The organism is Rhodobacteraceae bacterium Araon29 (assembly GCA_039640505.1).
In the GTDB taxonomy this organism is placed as follows: Bacteria; Pseudomonadota; Alphaproteobacteria; order Rhodobacterales; family Rhodobacteraceae; genus CABZJG01.
This window is the reverse complement of sequence record CP046865.1, coordinates 2446885-2462950: the sequence shown is the minus strand read 5'-3', so window position 1 is coordinate 2462950 and position 16066 is coordinate 2446885. Positions and strand designations below refer to the sequence as shown.

The following is a 16066-nucleotide window of genomic DNA, read 5'->3' as shown; positions in this document are numbered from 1 at the left end:
CCTCCTGAATGTTCTTGCCATTTATCGTACACATCATTACGGATTAATAAATACGCAATGATGTGTACGCTTATAAGGAGAAAACAATGCGCTCAAGCACTGTGATACTGGTCTTATCCTCAATGTTGCTAAGTGCGGCAATATTTGGCTTCTTTTATGCTTGGGTGTGCTCAACAATGTGGGGATTGGATAAAGCTGATCCGCGCATCGCAATTAAAGCCATGCAAGCAATGAATGCCTCGGTTCGAAACGGCGTTTTTGCGCCAGCATTCTTTGGCACCCCCCTTGTATTGGCTGTCACGGGCATCGTGTTGTGGCGACAGGGCATTCGCAAAAGCGCGACGTTGTTTGTGGGCAGCGCACTCGTCTACCTCTGCGGTGGGCTTGTCCTAACTATGGTTGTAAATGTTCCAATGAATGAAGCATTAGCAACAGTGACCGTTTCCGATGACCTGTCCAGTGCTCGACAGATATGGCAGGACTACTCACCTACATGGCAATTCTGGAACCAAGTGCGCACGGTCGCATCCGGAGCATCGTTTCTCATCGCGATCCTCGGCGTCTTATACATATCCTTTGACAAACATCTTTGATGACGTCGAACGTGCGAGCGGCAGAAAAGTCCGCAGTGCTGACCTTGAGTGGGTCGGCTGCCTTATGCTAAATAACTCTGTATTTCTTGAGGGACACCAAGCGAAAATTGTCACTGACGGTGTCGCGAAACGCTTTCCAATTATCGGGCAGCGTCTTTCGGAAGAATCTCAGTATGGCCTCTGTGAACTGGTTGAAAGTGTCGTAGTGCCGATTGTGCGTCACCCATTTGTGCATAACGCCCCAAAGGCGTTCAATCGGGTTCAGATGCGGGGCGTATGACGGCAAGAAGTGCAGCTTAACCTTGCGATCTGGGCTGTTCAACCAAGGTTGAAGTGTCTTGGCGTGATGATAGCGCGCGTTGTCCAGATAGACATGAATCGTTGCCATCGTACGATTGTTCTGTTCCAGCTTTTCCAACATCTGCCTTGTCGTGTGTGCATTGATCTTTTCGGCTTCGACAAAGGTGAACTGGAATGTTTCAAGATCAATCGCGCCTTGGATATTGAGGCGACCACGCCTCGAGCTGGTTTTAAGAGCGGTCTTCTGGTCTTTGGGGAACCAGCCGTGTGCGGGGCGGCTTTGATGGGTCAGATGTACTGCGTCCGAGAATACAACCATCTCGTCGACCCCCAGTCCCGTCATAAGGGCCTCATATTGAGCAATAAAGGCTTCTTGCTTTGCCTCATCGGCCTGAGATGGCAGGGACTGGGGCTTTTTATACACGAAGCCCAAGCGCTGCATCAACTTTGCGGCTCCCGATGTGCAATAGCTCTGCCCGTACTCCGTCAGAATATAAGCGCAGACCTCATCCGCGCTGCTAGCAGGATTGTCACTGAAATACGCTTTTAGCGCCTTCTCTTGCGCAACAGACAGGTGACCCTGACGTTGGCTGTAGTCTTTCAACCCGAAAAATGACAAGCCAGTACAAGCAAAGGCGAATTTCCATTCGGTGAGAACCGTAGGGCCAATATCAAGAATGAAGCAAATCGTCTTCGCATCAACGCCAGAATCCAAAAGAATGAATGCACGGGCGCGCTTCCAGACAAGAACTGGGACTTTACGCTGTCGGCAAATAGTCTGAAGTGCAGATCGCTGATCTTCGGTCAAACTTACTGATTTTGGCTTGTCATTCATGCGCGAAGTTTGCTGTTGGAAGCCGTAAAACGCCATGCGACAATTGGAATCTATTTCTGCCAAGTAATTCAGGTCAATTCAGTCGGCCGAGTATAAAATGCAAAAAGGCGCCTATTCGGCGCCTTGTGCTTTTCCATATCGCACTCTTTTTTTATGCCGAGCGCGGTGGTGGTAAAATTACTTTGTAAGAGGACCAATCATCATGGTCATTTGCCGACCTTCCATCTTGGGCATATTTTCAACTTTACCCATTTCTTGGACATCTTCGGCAACCCGCTCTAGCAACTCGCGGCCAAGGTTGAGGTGTGCCATTTCACGACCCCTAAAGCGAAGGGTAATTTTGACCTTATCGCCATTTTCAAGAAACTTGAAAACATTACGCATTTTCACATCATAGTCGTGCGTGTCCGTTCCTGGACGAAACTTGATTTCTTTAATCTCTATGATTTTCTGCTTTTTACGTGCTTCGGATTCGCGTTTTTGCTGTTCGTACTTATATTTTCCGAAATCCATGATTTTACACACGGGCGGTTCTGCATTTGGGGAAATTTCAACCAAATCCAAACCGGCGTTTTCGGCCAATTCTATCGCGCGCTCTGGGCTGACGACACCAACATTTTCGCCTTCTGCACCAATAAGACGGACTTCTGGACACCGGATCCGGTCGTTTACGCGGGGGCCGGTTTCGCGCGATGGGGGCGCGTTGTGAGGTCTGCGGGCTATGATGGTCTTCCTTTTGTAGTTGTAAAATTACCAAAGAGGTCTAGCGGTCTATCATAAGCTGTTCAAGTGCTAATCCCACTAACGGTCGTGAGTTTGACAGCGGATGTTGCCACAAAGACAACGCTTTGGGTTTTATGCCCCAAAAATTTGCATGTTTTTTAAAAGTGCGCAAAATTTAGATTAACCGACAAACGCTTTTTCAACCACATATTCCGCCGGATCAGAATTTGCGCCCTCACGCAGGCCATAACTTTCCAAGATTGCTTTCATGTCGGTATTAAGACCCAAAGATCCACAAACCATTGCACGATCCTTGTCTGGATGCATGGCTTGAATTCCCAGATCGTTGAAAACGTCTTTGGATGTCAAAAGATCCGTAATCCGGCCTGTTTTCGCGCTGGGTTCACGGGTAGTTGTTGGGTAATAGGTCAGCTTATCACCGACCAGTTCACCGATTAGCGGGTCATCTTTTAGGCTTTGCACTAACAAACGCCCATATTCCAAATCCGCCACATCGCGGCAGGTATGTGTGAGAATAATCTGTTCATAGTCTTCGTAGGTTTGCGGCTCGCGGATCAAAGACGCAAAAGGTGCTATACCCGTCCCGGTAGAGAAAAACCAAAGCCGCTTGCCGGGCAGCAAAGCATCATGGACCAATGTTCCCACAGGTTTTGGGCGCATAATAATCTGATCGCCGGGCTTGATATGCTGCAATCTGCTGGTCAGCGGGCCATCCTGCACTTTGATCGAATAAAATTCTAGCTCTTCATCCCATGCGGGTGAGGCAATTGAATAAGCCCGAAGCAACGGTCTGCCGTCGTCTTTAAGTAGGCCAATCATAACAAATTCCCCTGACCTGAACCGCAGCGATTGTGGCCGCGAGACCCGAAATGAGAACAAGCGATCCGTCCAGTGTTTTACCTCTGTGACGGTTTGGGCGTCGGGCAATGTGGGGGCCTTTGTTGCTGTTGATTTGGACACTGGAAGTTGCTCTGTCATTTTGTTTTTTTCTCTGCAGGGGTTTAAACGGTTTCAAAAGGAGTTACTAGCGCGATGCGCGCAAACGCTCTTGATAGTCATGTTTTTGCCAGTTCGCCCGGCTAAGCCATAATGCTTCGGGTTGCCGATCCGCCAAAGCTTGGTCAATTTCCACCGAATCAAATCCAGACCGCCGTGCCATCGCGTATTGTTCACAAATTACATGTCCTTTGGCGCGAAGCTCTCCGCTATAGCCGCGTAAACGCAGCAGACGCGCCAAAGTAAAACCGCGCCCATCTGCGAAATTGGGAAAATCGATCCGAATTTTTTCGATCGCTGCATCAATTTCCAAAGTCTCGAGATCGGTTTCAGGGCCGAGATCAATAACCTCATTTTCGATCCAATTATTGGGGCCAAACCCATCGTCGGTCACAATTACGGTCATGCTCTTTCTCCTACCGGTGACTGCACTGGGTTTTTTACATGCAGACCACATTCCGTTTTTGGGTGATTGCGCCAGCGACCAGCGCGCTGATCTTCGCCCGGTTGAACTTTGCTGGTGCAAGGAGCACATCCTATGGATGGATAGCCACGATCAATCAAAGGATGGCGCGGCAAGCGATTTTCTTCCATATAGGTGGTGATATCTTCCGCAGACCAATGTGCCAGTGGATTGATTTTTATTTTGTTTTCATCCGCATCGTATTCAAAAAAATCTAGCGTTTTGCGGGGTCCACCTTGAAATCTTTTGCGGCCGGTTATCCAAGCGCTAAACCCATCCAGAGCTTCTTGCAAAACCTGAGTTTTGCGCAGATCACAGCACCGGTCGGGGTTTGTAAATCGTAAAGCACCATAGGGATCTTCGCGCGTGATACTTTGCCGTGAAGGTTGCAAAATTCTAATATCTTTGAGGCCCAGCTTTTCGCTGACATCTGCTTGGTATACCAAAGTTTCGGCAAACAGCAGTCTTGTGTCGATAAACAGGACGGGGACCGTATTATCACTGATGGCCAAAAGGTGCAGCAGAGCGACGCTCTCAGCCCCAAAGCTTGATACCATCGCAATTTTGCGCGGCGCCAATTCTTTTAAAGCAAGCTGCAAGACCTCAGTCGCGCTGTGGTGGCGATATTTCTTATTCAGGGCAGCGACCTCGGCTGCGATTGATTTATGCGGCATTGGCCCGCACCGCGCGCTCGGGGTAAAGCGCGGCTTTGAATGGGGTGGCTCCAACTCGGCGATAGGTTTGCAAAAACGTCTCTTTTGGCTCGCTGCGGAGATCCAGATAGGCGGTAATCAGGCGTTCAAGCGCAGGCAGTAGGTCATCCGCTGAAAAACCTGGACCAGTTCGCTGGCCAATGGCCGCGGTTTCTGTGGCATCTCCGCCAAGGGTGATTTGGTAGTTTTCAACCCCCGCCCGATCAAGGCCCAAAATGCCAATATGGCCCACATGATGGTGACCACAGGCATTGATGCAGCCTGAGATTTTAAGTTTCAGTTCGCCAATATCATGCTCTAGTTTTAACTCATCAAAACGGGTTGCGATTTGCTGTGCGATGGGTATCGAACGCGCCGTGGCCAAAGCACAGTAATCCATGCCCGGGCAGGCAATGATATCCGAGATCAACCCAATATTTGCAGTGGCCAGTTGCGCAGTCTTTAGGCTGGCATGGACCGCTGGAAGGTCGGATTTATGCACATGTGGCAAAACAATATTCTGCTCATGGCTGATCCTGATTTCATCATGGCCATAGCGTTCTGCTAGATCGGCGATTAGGTGCATTTGCTCAGCCGAGGCATCCCCCGGCGTTTGTCCATGCGCCTTTAGGCTAATCGTGGCAATTCCATAATCAACATTTTGGTGAGCCATCACATTTGTATCAACCCACGCGCGGAAAACCGGGTCGTTGGAGTAATTTTGTTCGAACAGCTCTGTGCTATGCTGCTTATAAGCAGGGGCTGCAAATGCTGGTTTGATGTGATCGAATAAGGACTGGTCTGCGCCATTAAAACTAGGCCGCAGTTCTTTAAAGCGGGCTTCTACAAGTTTGCTAATTTCATCAATGCCATGTTCGTGAACCGTGATCTTGATCCGAGACTTGTATTTATTGTCCCGCCGGCCCAACAGGTTCCAGACACTGATCGTAGCCTCAATGTAGGGCAGCAGATCTGCTTTGGGTAAAAAAGCCCGCAGTATTTTACCAATCATCGGAGTGCGCCCAAGACCGCCGCCCACAATAACTTCAAATCCGGTTTCACCGTTTTTTTCAACCAACCGCAAACCGATATCATGGGCGCGGGTCACGGCCCTGTCTTGTGCGCTTCCGCTGACAGCAATTTTGAATTTGCGCGGTAGAAATTGAAATTCGGGGTGATCTGTAGACCATTGCCTAATCAGTTCGGCATAGGGGCGCGGGTCTTCTAATTCATCCGCCGCTGCGCCTGATAGGTGATCCGCCGTGACGTTGCGCACAGTGTTGCCGCTGGTTTGAATGGCATGCATTTCAAGCTCGGCCAGCGCATCAAGAATATCAGGCACATCTGGCAGCTTTGGCCAGTTGAATTGGATATTTTGCCGTGTGGTGAAATGCCCATAGCCTTTATCCCAGCGCTGGGCGATGTTTGCCAACTGGTGCATCTGGCCGCTGTTTAATGTCCCGTAGGGAACCGCCACGCGCAGCATATAGGCATGAAGCTGAAGATAAAGCCCGTTCATCAAGCGCAGCGGTTTAAATTCATCTTCGCTCAGCGCGCCGCTGATCCGGCGCTGGACCTGAGCGCGGAACTGTTTGTTGCGTTCAGCCACAAAGCCAGCATCAAAATCATTATATTTATACATGGATTAGCCTGCCTGTTTGCCGTGGAAATAGTTAGAGGGGCCCAATTTGCGAAACTCTTCGCGAAAATGTTTGGTTTTCAAACCATCAGGATGAAGTTCAATATCTGCGAGATAAACGCCGACCGCGACAGAAGTTTGCGATGCTGCACTGATCAAGCGAACATCTGCGTCCGTTTCATCTGTGATAACATCTGCAGATTGTAAATCGCGGGTCCACGTATCATCGGCACAAAGGTAGATCACATCCCCTTCGATTAGGGCGTTTGCGGTGACGATTTTCGGTGAAAAACTGCGGGCCATTAAGCAAACTCCTGCAAAGTTGTCGCGATTAGATCGGCCTCAGTTGCGCGTGGGGCAAGCCCATAAAGCGTAAGAGCAGGGCCAGAAACATTGGATGTTTCCAAAATATGTGGAAGCGTATCTAACGTAGCTGCCAAAATGCGTTGGTCCGGTCTTGATGCATTTTCTACAATGGTGACGGGCGTGCTGCGCTCTGCCCCGTGCATGAGCAAGCGTCCTTGGATAAAACGCGCAGGTTTTTTCCCCATATAAATCGCGGCAACGGTGTCTTCTTTGGCTAGGGCGGCCCAGTCGTGATCTGCAAAGCCGCGCATATCATGGCCGGTCAAATACCGCACTGATGTATTTCGCCCTCGCCGGGTCATGGATTGACCAATGGCTGCAACAGAAGCCGATGCCGCTGTGATGCCCGGCACGATATGCCAGCTGATACCTGCCGCCTCGCAAGCTTCTATTTCTTCATCAAGGCGCCCAAATACTGTTGCGTCCCCGCCCTTTAAGCGTAGAACCTGCGCCCCTGATGCGGCATGTTCAACAATCTTAGTGTTAATGTCATTTTGACAGGTTGAAACGCCAAAGCCTTCTTTGCCCGCGTTAATTAAAATAGCTTCGCGGCGCGCCAGCTCTAAGATCGGGGCACCCACCAAACGGTCGTAAATAACAACATCTGCGGTATCCAGCGCCTTGCGCGCCTTGAGTGTCAGCAATTCTGGATCGCCCGGACCAGAACCAACAAAGGCCACATGACCGGATGCCTTACGACTATTTTGATGGCTGTCCAATAGATCAACAAGACCACTTTTCACCCGTTCCTCGCCGCCGTCTGCAAGCGCGCGCGGCCCGACAGAAAAGAAAAATTCACTCCAGAATTCACGCCTTTTCCGCCCAAACGGCAGTATCTCTACTTTTGAGCGAAAAGAATTTGCCAAACGCGCCAGGATTCCAACCGTGCTGGGAAGGCGAGTTTCAATATCGGCTTTGATCGCGCGGGCGAGAACAGGCGCAGTTCCTTCTGTGCCAATTGCCACCGTGACCGGGTCGCGGTCTACGATGGCCGGTGTAATGAATTGGCTATCTTGAAGATTATCTACGATATTGACCAATACCCCGACTGAGCGGGCCAAAGCGGCGACCTTATGATCTTTACTGGCGTCTTCATTAGCAGCATAAAACAATGCTGCGCCTTCAATAAGTTCTGCTGCAAGTGGTGTTTCAACTAAGTGCAGCCGTTTGGCGCGCGCCCACTTTATGATCTCTGGGTCTGGCTGTTTTGCAAAGACCTCAATATTTGCTGAAGTCTTTAACAATAGGCGCAATTTTGCTTTTGCGGCTTCGCCGCCCCCCGAAAGCACAACACGGTTTTGCTTTAGCGAAAGAAAGATCGGAAAATGGTCCATATTGGCATCCCGCAGTTCAAGTTGACTCTTCCTCTAATATAGGAAATATTCCCTTGTAATAGCCAGTATGACCGCCAAATAAGGAATTAAATTCTAAAATAGGTGGAAATAAGCAGATTTGTTCCAAGCACGAAGGGGAATTGGAAATGTCAGTTCGAATAGATGAAACGGATCGGAAAATTCTCATCGAGTTGCAAAGTGATGCCAGTCAATCATTGGACGAAATTGCCAAGAAAGTCAGTTCGTCCAAGACCCCTGTTTGGAACAGGATTCGTAAACTTCGCGAAGCAGGCGTTATTGGACAAAGCACTGTTGTTTTGGATGCCGAAACGCTTGGGTTCGAAGCCTGCTTTTTTGTTTTAATTCGTACCAGCGAACATGATGCTGCATGGCAGTCGCAATTTCTGAAAGCACTTCGGGACCGTCCCGAAGTTCAAGAGGCCCATCGGTTGGCCGGTGATATTGACTATATTTTGAAAGTTCGCGTCAGAAACGCCCGCGCCTATGATACATTTTATCAAGCGCTGATCTCAGAAGTAAGAGTGCATAATGTGACAGCTCTGCTCAGCATGGAAGAGATCAAATCAACGACGATGCTGCCTCTTAATCTAAGCTAAGATTGCGCCTTGTAAAAAGGCTAACGGTTAGTTTTGGAGAGCGTGTTTTGAACAATGAACACGGCAAAAGATCCAGCCGCCATTGCAACAAGACCCCACTTCCAAGCCGTATAGCTTTCCAGACCGCCACTCCAATCCAAAACAAATCCAACCATCGGTGGCCCAATGATCGAGCCGACAAAACCGAACATGGAATAGGCTGCCAGAATAGATCCACGGTTTTGGTCATCACTTTCTTTGACTACGCCTGCTGTAAGGGCACCTGAATCCATCATAATCGCTACGTAGTATAGCAAGAGCAGCAAGATCGCAGGCCAGAGCGGACCTTTTAGGATCAGAGCAGAGAAAATGGCCAAAAAAGTTGCACCTAAACCGATCACTCCAATCACTTGATTGCGGTCAAAGTGAAGGCAAAGCTTGGCACCGAGGATGGACACGATAACCCCAATAAGGGTCATGATCGTGACCAGCGCCCCGGCGCTGTTGACCGAAAAAAGACCGCTATTCTGCGATTGTAGAAAAATCAATAATGCAAAGATCCATGATCGAAATGCAAAAAGTTCAAAATTATGTGCTCCGTAACAGAAAATATAGGCAACCGTTTTGTGTTTGGATAAAGCGGGCCGGAAGTTGATCAATTTTCGCTTTGGGCAATGGTCAGTATCGATGTTTTTCGAAGGAATAAAAAATAAAGTAAGCAGGGCCGCTGATAAGGGTCCTAATGCGGCCAATGCTGCGGCTGTTTGCGCATCGAAATTCGTCAAATTATAGCTCATGAAGTAATAGGACAGCCCCGTGCCTATGCCAAAGCACGAAGTGTACCAAGGGACCACCTTAACTCTCATGTCGCTTTCAAGCCGCGCATTTAATATCTGCAGGCCTGGCATGTAGGTCCCAGCAAGCCCGGCCCCAATAATGCCCCAGATAATCAAGGCGCTCCAAAATCCGTTTGCAAAAGTGGAAAATGCACAGCATCCCACAAAACTGATTAAGCTGCCCGTGATAAATACTTTTTTTGCATCCCAAAAGTCTGTCGAACTAACCAAAAACGGAGTCGCGATAACATAGCCAAAAAAATAGGCACCGCCGATTATCCCCATTTCAGTATTATTTAGCTTCCAAATGACGCCAAGTTCTGTCAAAAAAACTGGCCAAAGCGCAAAGCTGAGCATTGCCAACACGGATACCAAGCAGACAAGGGCTGTCAATTTACTTTATGCTGCATTTGGAACCACCACCATATCGACAATTCATTGGTTAAGTGTGACGCTATAACCGGGCGTTTTCAAGGATTAGAAAATTACACAGTCGGCAATAACAAATTTGGGCGCCAGAACTCAGGCTCCATAGTTTTAAAATTTTCACCAATTTTTTATGATCCTTATGCGAAAATTTGCAGATGCTTTGACGCAAAATTGCATCATAGAAACCTGCACCCACTACTTTTACGAAACGTAAATAAATCAGATTGATATCTTTCCATATAAAAAGTAACGTTTTTTAACTTTTGAGCACTCACTATAGAAAAGTTGTTGCAAGAAAATGCAGAATGATATCGAACGAAAAATAGCCGTCATATTTGTGACAGACGCTGTCAGTTTTAGTAAATTGATGGAAAAAAACGAAGATGAAACTCTGCGCAGTTTTCGGTCGTGCCGTGAAATTTTAAATAATCTATTTGAAGAGCACGGTGGACGTATTTTCAATACTGCAGGCGATTCAGTGCTGGCGGAGTTCCAAAGTGCGGTGTCTGCTGTGATCTGCGCTAAGGAATTTCAAAAACTGGTCAAAGAAAGAAATCAAAATGTTTTGCCTGAGGCACAGATGACTTTCCGTATCGGTATCAACATGGGCGATGTAATCGTAGAGGGTGATAATCTATATGGGGAAGGGGTTAATTTAGCCGCCCGTTTAGAAGCCTTAAGTCAACCTGGCGGTGTTTGCCTTTCAAAAAGCATCATTGATTTTGTAAATACAAAAGTTGATCTGGTCTTCAACGATCTTGGCGAACAAAAGGTCAAAAACACCGTTCTTCATGCCTTTGATATGGCAGATTTGGGTCTTGAAGAAAGACAGCTTGATGTTGCTGAACGCTCGAGTGAGCAACTCAATCAACCGCCGACGATCGCGGTTCTTCCATTTAGCAATTTAAGCAATGACCCAGAACAGGAATATTTCGCAGACGGTATTACAGAAGATATAATTTCTCATTTGTCCCAGTGGAAAACATTTCCTGTAATTTCAAGTAATTCAACTTCTGCTTATAAAGGATCAAAAGATCCGACCAAGCAAATTGCCGATGAATTGGGTGCCCGTTATCTTGTCGTAGGTAGCGTCAGAAAAGGCGGCAATAAAGTTCGGATAAATGCAAAGTTAATCAACGTGGAAGACGATACCCAGATATGGTCACAAAATTGGGATAGGTCTTTAGAAGATATTTTTGAAATACAAGACGAAGTATCCCAAAAGGTCGCTGTTTTTATTTCCCCCGCACTTAAAGCGAATGAGCTTAAACGCCTTAATAATAGGAAAAATATCAATCTCAGCTCCTGGGACCAATACTTACAAGGTTTGGCATTTTTAAATAAATCCAAAGAAGTTAAAGAGCTTGAAAGCCAATTTGATTTTAAGAGAAAGGCAGTTTCTCATTGTGAAAAGGCAATCGAAATAGACGCAAGTTTCAGCGAACCACATTTGGTCATTGCATCCTGTATGATTGATTTTATTTTCATTCCCCAATTGGCATCTGAGCGCTCTGAGAATGAGAAAAGATTCTTTGAACATTGTGAAAGAGGCTATAGCTTAGATCCAAATAATCCTGATGCCATCAGCTTGAAGGGAATTTCTTTTTATCTCAAACAAGACCCTGAAAGAATGGTTGAATTCATCAAAAAAGCGCTTGAATCAAACCCCAACCACCCGCGTTCGCTTGAAATGTATTCTATACAGCTTCAGCGTGAAGGTGACTTTGATCAAGCGATAGAAGTTATCAAAAGAGCAATGGAAATTGATCCAGTTTCAAGAGGTGAATTAGAAAGTTGGCTGGTATTCTGCCATATCGGAAAAAAAGATTGGGCCAGTGCCATTATATCCATTGACAGATGTATTGAAACTGCACCGCTTGATAGGCTTTTTGGGTTCAAGGCTGCTGTCTTGGCTTCGGATGGGCAAATCGAAGAAAGCAAGATCTGGTTGGCCAAGTACCAAAAAGCGAGACCAGAGATTAAAACGCTAGAAGATTACCGGAAAGTCGTGCCTGAAATGAATGAGTTCCTAAAAGAAAACTTAATTGAGGGTATTAAACTTGCAGGGCTCCCAGAATAGGGCTGAAGTGGCCTTCTTAACCGGTGCGATCTTAAAAGCTTAAGAGTACTTCTCAAACAATATTTTTACTGCTCCCAGTTTGGATCCCGCTTTTCAATAAAGGCGCTGATGCCCTCTTCAGTATCACGAAACAGCATATTTTCAGCCATCACGCTGCCAGTGTAGTCATAGGCGTCTGATATGGGCATCTGCAACTGGTTATAAAAGGCTTCTTTGCCGATTTTCACGGCCACGGCCAGTTTGCTAGCCACTGTTTCTGCAAGTTCAGCTGTGGCAGCTTGCAGGTCATCTTCACTTGCAATGCGATTGACCAAACCCAACTCGCGAGCACGTTCGGCATTAATAAATTGGCCTGTGGTCAGCATTTCAAAGGCTTGCTTTCGAGGAATATTACGAGAAAGTGCAACCATAGGTGTGGAACAGAACAGACCGATATTAACGCCATTTACACCAAAGCGAGTGTTATCTGCCGCCACAGCCATATCGCAACTGGCCACCATTTGGCATCCGGCAGCGGTGGCAATGCCGTGCACTTGGGCGATCACAGGTTGAGGAAGCTTTTGGATTGAAGTCATCATTCGGGCGCATTTTTGGAAGAGCTCTATGAAGTAGGCTTTGCCGCCGTCTTCTGCCTGCCGACCCGCAGTCATTTCTTTAAGATCATGACCGGCGCAAAATGCTTTCCCGGCTCCTGACAGGATTACAGCCCGAACATGGCGATCATTTTGCAAACTATCGAATTGACTTTGAAGCGCGCTGAGCATCTCCTCTGACAAAGCGTTCAACTTTTCTGGCGCATTCATTTTTAGATGCGCTATTGCATTTGTGTCGTGACGTTCCAACAAAGTCATCTTGCTCTCCACCCTGTTTAGGTGAAACCTTAGAGTAAATAAAATATAAGGAAAAGGATGATGTTACATTTTACGTCAACTACTCTGATTGAGTACTTAGAGCAGGTATTTCCCCAAATTAAAGGTGAGTTTACTATTCTTGAGTTGGCTGAGCGCCACCTAAAGGTAAAACTCAATATTCAAGATAAACATTTACGCCCCGGGGGCACAGTTTCTGGCCCCAGCATGTTCAGCCTTGCTGATGTATCGGTCTACATGGCCATTATGGCAATGATTGGTCCGGAACCCCTAGCGGTCACAACTGGGTGTTCGCTCGATTTCATGCGAAAGCCAGTCGGCGGTCGGGATATTATTGCTAGCTGCACATTGTTAAAGCTTGGTCGAAGTTTGGCTGTCGGGGATGTCTTAATTCATTCAGAAGGTACGTCAGAGCCTGTCGCGCGCGCCACGATGACTTATGCCATCCCGCAAAAAGCGAAGCCTTGATGCCAATGTCAAAGACACCCCGAAGAGTTGGTTGATTAGGCTTTCGGCGCAGCCGCAGACCCGGGCACTGGCTTGCTGCGTGCGCCTTTGGTAAGCGGGTCATCTTGCCGTTGCACTGAGCCCTCAAAATGAGCACCAGACTCAATTGCGATAGTTTTATGAATGATATCGCCTTCAACCCGCGCTGTTGCCGTTAAGCGCACTTTCAATCCTCGTACGCGACCAACAATGCGTCCGTTTATAACCACATCATCCGCGATAACTTCGCCTTTGATCGTAGCACTTTCACCAATTGTCAAAAGGTGGGCTCGGATGTCACCTTCTACAGTACCTTCAACTTGAATATCACCGGTGGTTTTCAAGTTTCCTGTGATGTGCAAATCTGAAGAAAGAATTGACGCCGGCGGTTTAGCCTTTGGAGACTTGGCTTTGTACTCGCCGCTATCTGACGACTTTGATGTCTCGGGCGAAGATGCCGGTGTAGCAGCATCCGTATCTGTTTGTGCGGGGTCGTTTATTTTACTTTTAGAAAACATCTTTTGCAGCCTTGATATAGTTCATCGGGTTAACAGCTTTTCCATTTGACCGGATTTCATAGTGTAAATGGGTTCCTGTTGAGCGTCCAGTATTTCCCATATCACCAATCCTCTCGCCGCGCGAGACCCTTTGGCCATTTTTCACGCGGATTTTTGAAAGGTGAGCATAGCGGGTTTCGTAGCCAAAGTCATGCTTGATTTTTATCAAACGTCCATAGGCAGATTGCCGACCTGCAAAAATCACTACGCCATCGGCAGAAGCATAAATGGGGGTGCCGTGCGGCGCGGCAAAATCTAATCCATTGTGCATGCGGCCCCACCGGGGCCCAAACCCGGACGTGAATCTATGTTTGTCCTTAATAGGGTGTGCAAGTGGTACTTTTTCAATAGCAATCCGATATATATTTAGTGTCCCCAAGTCAGATAGAATTTTACTAGCTCGTTGCTCTTCAAAACTCATCTGCGCATTTTTTTCGCTTGGTTGCATAAACGGGCCGCCGTACCCAGAGTAGCCACGCCGGACGGCTTCTAAAATCGCTTTTGGGTTCATCCCCGCTGATCGGAACATTTTTTCCAAAGGTTGCACTGAAATAATCATTGCTTCTTCAATTTGACGGAAAATTTGGTCGTTCCTCTCTTCCATTAATCGCATTTCAAGATCGATTTCTTCGACTTGCTGTTGGGCTAAATCTGCCTGCATCGTCATCAAGTCCCGCTCTGCGGTGGTTTCCTTCAATGCCGTATTGAGAAAATCAATTGTTTGTGAGCCAACATTGTCGTCTTGATAAATATCATCGGTTGTGTTTGAGACATCGCCGGTTTCAGAGAGACGGCGAATTTCAGCTTCGGCAGTTCGGCGGGCTTTAAGCGATTTTTGCAGTTTTCCTCGGACTGTTTCCATGCTGACCGCTAATTCACGCCGGCGCACTTCCAATGCAAGTAATTGAGACTGCATCCCAGCAACCTCGCGCAAGGCAAGATCAAATTTGCGATGGGCAGTTTTGGTTTCATCTGATCGCAAATCTCTTTCGTTTGAAATTGTTTTGAGCCGGTTTTGATAGCTATGCTGATCTAGAATGGCCTGTTCTCTAAAACTTCCTGCGCCCAGCGAGTCCATCAAAAAAATAGAAGTTGCCAGTATTGTCCATGCTAAAATAAGGGCCAAGCAGAAAAATAAAATCGCTTGCGTGGTCGATCGCAACCTGAAAAAGAGCGTATTGTTTCTTGAACGCAGATACACTTTACGCTCGGGGAAAAAGCGCTCCCAGAAGGTGTCTAATTTTTCTGACAGCCGAACGTTCAACGACCTGTTCCCCAATACATCCCATTGGATTTCTTTAGACAAAATAGCTAACAATCACTGATCTTGGGTGCAAGCGCTTTTCTGGGGTGGGCTCTAAGTTGGCAAAATTGTTCTCATGCAACGACTACATAAATTATTATGAAAAATGAGCCGGTTTTAAGTCTTCGGCCAGAGGCCAATAAAAGTCTGGCGGCAAGCCAGCATCAGCCCGCTTTTCTTCGTTGAAAGGAGGCTTGAGGTTACCCTTGAAGTATTTTCTGACCAAATTGTGGAAAACTTCTTTTGGGTCCAAGTTATCGCGCCCACACATGAAATTAAACCACTTTGAGCCATAAGCGACATGAGATACCTCTTCGCTATAAATAACCTCAAGTGCAGTGACAGCCTTATCCGCTTTTGCTCTGCGGAAAACTTCAATCATATTTGGCGTCACATCTAGCCCTCGGGCTTCTAATACCATTGGTACCACGGCCAAGCGCCCGAGAAGGTCGGATTTTGTATCTTCGGCTGCGCGCCACATGCCTGCATGTGCTGGCAAGGCGCCATAATAACTGTCCATTTCCTCAAGGCAGGAACTGACCAGTTTGAAGTGTTTGCTTTCTTCTGCTGCCGCCTTTACCCAGTCGTCAAAAAATCCAAGTGGCAATGGCACGTGACTGAAACGCGCGATTATATCCCAATGGAGGTCCACGGCGTTTAACTCTATGTGCGCAACAGCATGAAGAAGTGCTGTGCGCCCCTCAACAGATCCAGGTTTGCGTTTTGGTACATCCCTTGGAGACAGAAGTTGGGGGTGCTCTGGCCTTGCCGGGTGCAGCGGCGGGGCTGCGGTTCCGATAGCAATCGAATTTTTGCCGTCTCGAGCCTGCCGCCATGTTTCAGCATGACGTAATGAAAGGTCTGTTTTGGCTTTGCCGTCGGCCGTGGTCAAAACCTCTACGGCCATCTCAGCCAAAGACAGGTCGCTCGTGTTCATTTTTATCCCTG

The 16066-nt window shown here is 47.5% G+C and carries 17 protein-coding genes; 4 read left to right on the top strand and 13 right to left on the bottom strand.

Features of this window, described 5'->3' with window-relative positions; all coding sequences use genetic code 11:
- Window positions 1–86: 86 nt before the first annotated feature.
- Window positions 87–593, top strand: coding sequence for a DUF1772 domain-containing protein (locus GN278_11880; GenBank protein XAT61385.1), 507 nt, complete (start codon window positions 87–89; stop codon window positions 591–593).
- A 67-nt stretch (window positions 594–660) separates the two neighbouring features.
- Here GN278_11880 and GN278_11875 read toward each other — a convergent pair whose 3' ends face one another.
- From GN278_11875 to cobA, 8 genes are all read right to left on the bottom strand, one after another.
- A complete protein-coding gene (locus tag GN278_11875) occupies window positions 661–1728 on the bottom strand; it encodes an IS630 family transposase (GenBank protein ID XAT61384.1) in 1068 nt (355 codons plus the stop codon).
- A gap of 177 nt (window positions 1729–1905) precedes the next feature.
- The gene (locus GN278_11870) at window positions 1906–2451 is read right to left on the bottom strand and encodes a translation initiation factor IF-3 (GenBank protein XAT61383.1); all 546 of its coding nucleotides are present in this window, start codon (window positions 2449–2451) and stop codon (window positions 1906–1908) included.
- A gap of 180 nt (window positions 2452–2631) precedes the next feature.
- Window positions 2632–3450, bottom strand: a complete 819-nt coding sequence (locus tag GN278_11865; GenBank protein ID XAT61382.1) for a ferredoxin--NADP reductase — start codon at window positions 3448–3450, stop codon at window positions 2632–2634.
- Window positions 3451–3496: 46 nt separating this feature from the next.
- The gene (locus GN278_11860) at window positions 3497–3874 is read right to left on the bottom strand and encodes a DUF934 domain-containing protein (protein ID XAT61381.1); all 378 of its coding nucleotides are present in this window, start codon (window positions 3872–3874) and stop codon (window positions 3497–3499) included.
- The gene (locus GN278_11855) at window positions 3871–4605 is read right to left on the bottom strand and encodes a phosphoadenylyl-sulfate reductase (protein ID XAT61380.1); all 735 of its coding nucleotides are present in this window, start codon (window positions 4603–4605) and stop codon (window positions 3871–3873) included. Before GN278_11855 ends, GN278_11860 begins: the two co-directional genes overlap by 4 nt.
- Window positions 4595–6265 carry a nitrite/sulfite reductase gene (locus GN278_11850; protein ID XAT61379.1) on the bottom strand — a complete coding sequence of 557 codons (1671 nt, stop codon included), beginning with the start codon at window positions 6263–6265 and terminating at the stop codon, window positions 4595–4597. The genes GN278_11855 and GN278_11850 overlap by 11 nt, the downstream gene beginning before the upstream one ends.
- 3 nt (window positions 6266–6268) lie before the next feature.
- Window positions 6269–6565 carry a DUF2849 domain-containing protein gene (locus tag GN278_11845; protein XAT61378.1) on the bottom strand — a complete coding sequence of 99 codons (297 nt, stop codon included), beginning with the start codon at window positions 6563–6565 and terminating at the stop codon, window positions 6269–6271.
- A complete protein-coding gene (gene cobA, locus GN278_11840; GenBank protein XAT61377.1) occupies window positions 6565–7962 on the bottom strand; it encodes a uroporphyrinogen-III C-methyltransferase in 1398 nt (465 codons plus the stop codon). Before cobA ends, GN278_11845 begins: the two co-directional genes overlap by 1 nt.
- Before the next feature lie 146 nt (window positions 7963–8108).
- On the opposite strand from cobA, the gene GN278_11835 reads away from it, so the two are divergent.
- Window positions 8109–8579, top strand: coding sequence for a winged helix-turn-helix transcriptional regulator (locus GN278_11835; GenBank protein XAT61376.1), 471 nt, complete (start codon window positions 8109–8111; stop codon window positions 8577–8579).
- Between the two features lie 20 nt (window positions 8580–8599).
- Here GN278_11835 and GN278_11830 read toward each other — a convergent pair whose 3' ends face one another.
- Window positions 8600–9787 (bottom strand): MFS transporter, encoded by a 1188-nt coding sequence (locus GN278_11830; GenBank protein XAT61375.1) that lies wholly within the window; start codon window positions 9785–9787, stop codon window positions 8600–8602.
- A 334-nt stretch (window positions 9788–10121) separates the two neighbouring features.
- Here GN278_11830 and GN278_11825 point away from each other — a divergent pair, with 334 nt between their 5' ends.
- Window positions 10122–11903, top strand: coding sequence for an adenylate/guanylate cyclase domain-containing protein (locus GN278_11825; protein XAT61374.1), 1782 nt, complete (start codon window positions 10122–10124; stop codon window positions 11901–11903).
- Window positions 11904–11968: 65 nt separating this feature from the next.
- On the opposite strand, the gene GN278_11820 is transcribed toward GN278_11825, so the two are convergent.
- Window positions 11969–12754 (bottom strand): enoyl-CoA hydratase, encoded by a 786-nt coding sequence (locus GN278_11820; GenBank protein ID XAT61373.1) that lies wholly within the window; start codon window positions 12752–12754, stop codon window positions 11969–11971.
- 57 nt (window positions 12755–12811) lie between these two features.
- Here GN278_11820 and GN278_11815 point away from each other — a divergent pair, with 57 nt between their 5' ends.
- Window positions 12812–13240: a hotdog fold thioesterase gene (locus tag GN278_11815; GenBank protein ID XAT61372.1), complete on the top strand. Its 429-nt coding sequence runs from the start codon at window positions 12812–12814 to the stop codon at window positions 13238–13240.
- Window positions 13241–13275: 35 nt separating this feature from the next.
- On the opposite strand, the gene GN278_11810 is transcribed toward GN278_11815, so the two are convergent.
- The 3 genes from GN278_11810 to GN278_11800 all read right to left on the bottom strand — a co-directional run bounded on the left by GN278_11810 (window position 13276) and on the right by GN278_11800 (window position 16055).
- Window positions 13276–13776 carry a polymer-forming cytoskeletal protein gene (locus GN278_11810; protein ID XAT61371.1) on the bottom strand — a complete coding sequence of 167 codons (501 nt, stop codon included), beginning with the start codon at window positions 13774–13776 and terminating at the stop codon, window positions 13276–13278.
- On the bottom strand, window positions 13766–15079 hold the full coding sequence (locus tag GN278_11805) for a peptidoglycan DD-metalloendopeptidase family protein (GenBank protein ID XAT61370.1): 1314 nt from the start codon (window positions 15077–15079) through the stop codon (window positions 13766–13768). Before GN278_11805 ends, GN278_11810 begins: the two co-directional genes overlap by 11 nt.
- 136 nt (window positions 15080–15215) lie before the next feature.
- Complete coding sequence (locus GN278_11800; protein ID XAT61369.1) at window positions 15216–16055, bottom strand: DUF455 family protein; 840 nt, start codon at window positions 16053–16055, stop codon at window positions 15216–15218.
- Window positions 16056–16066 lie beyond the last annotated feature (11 nt).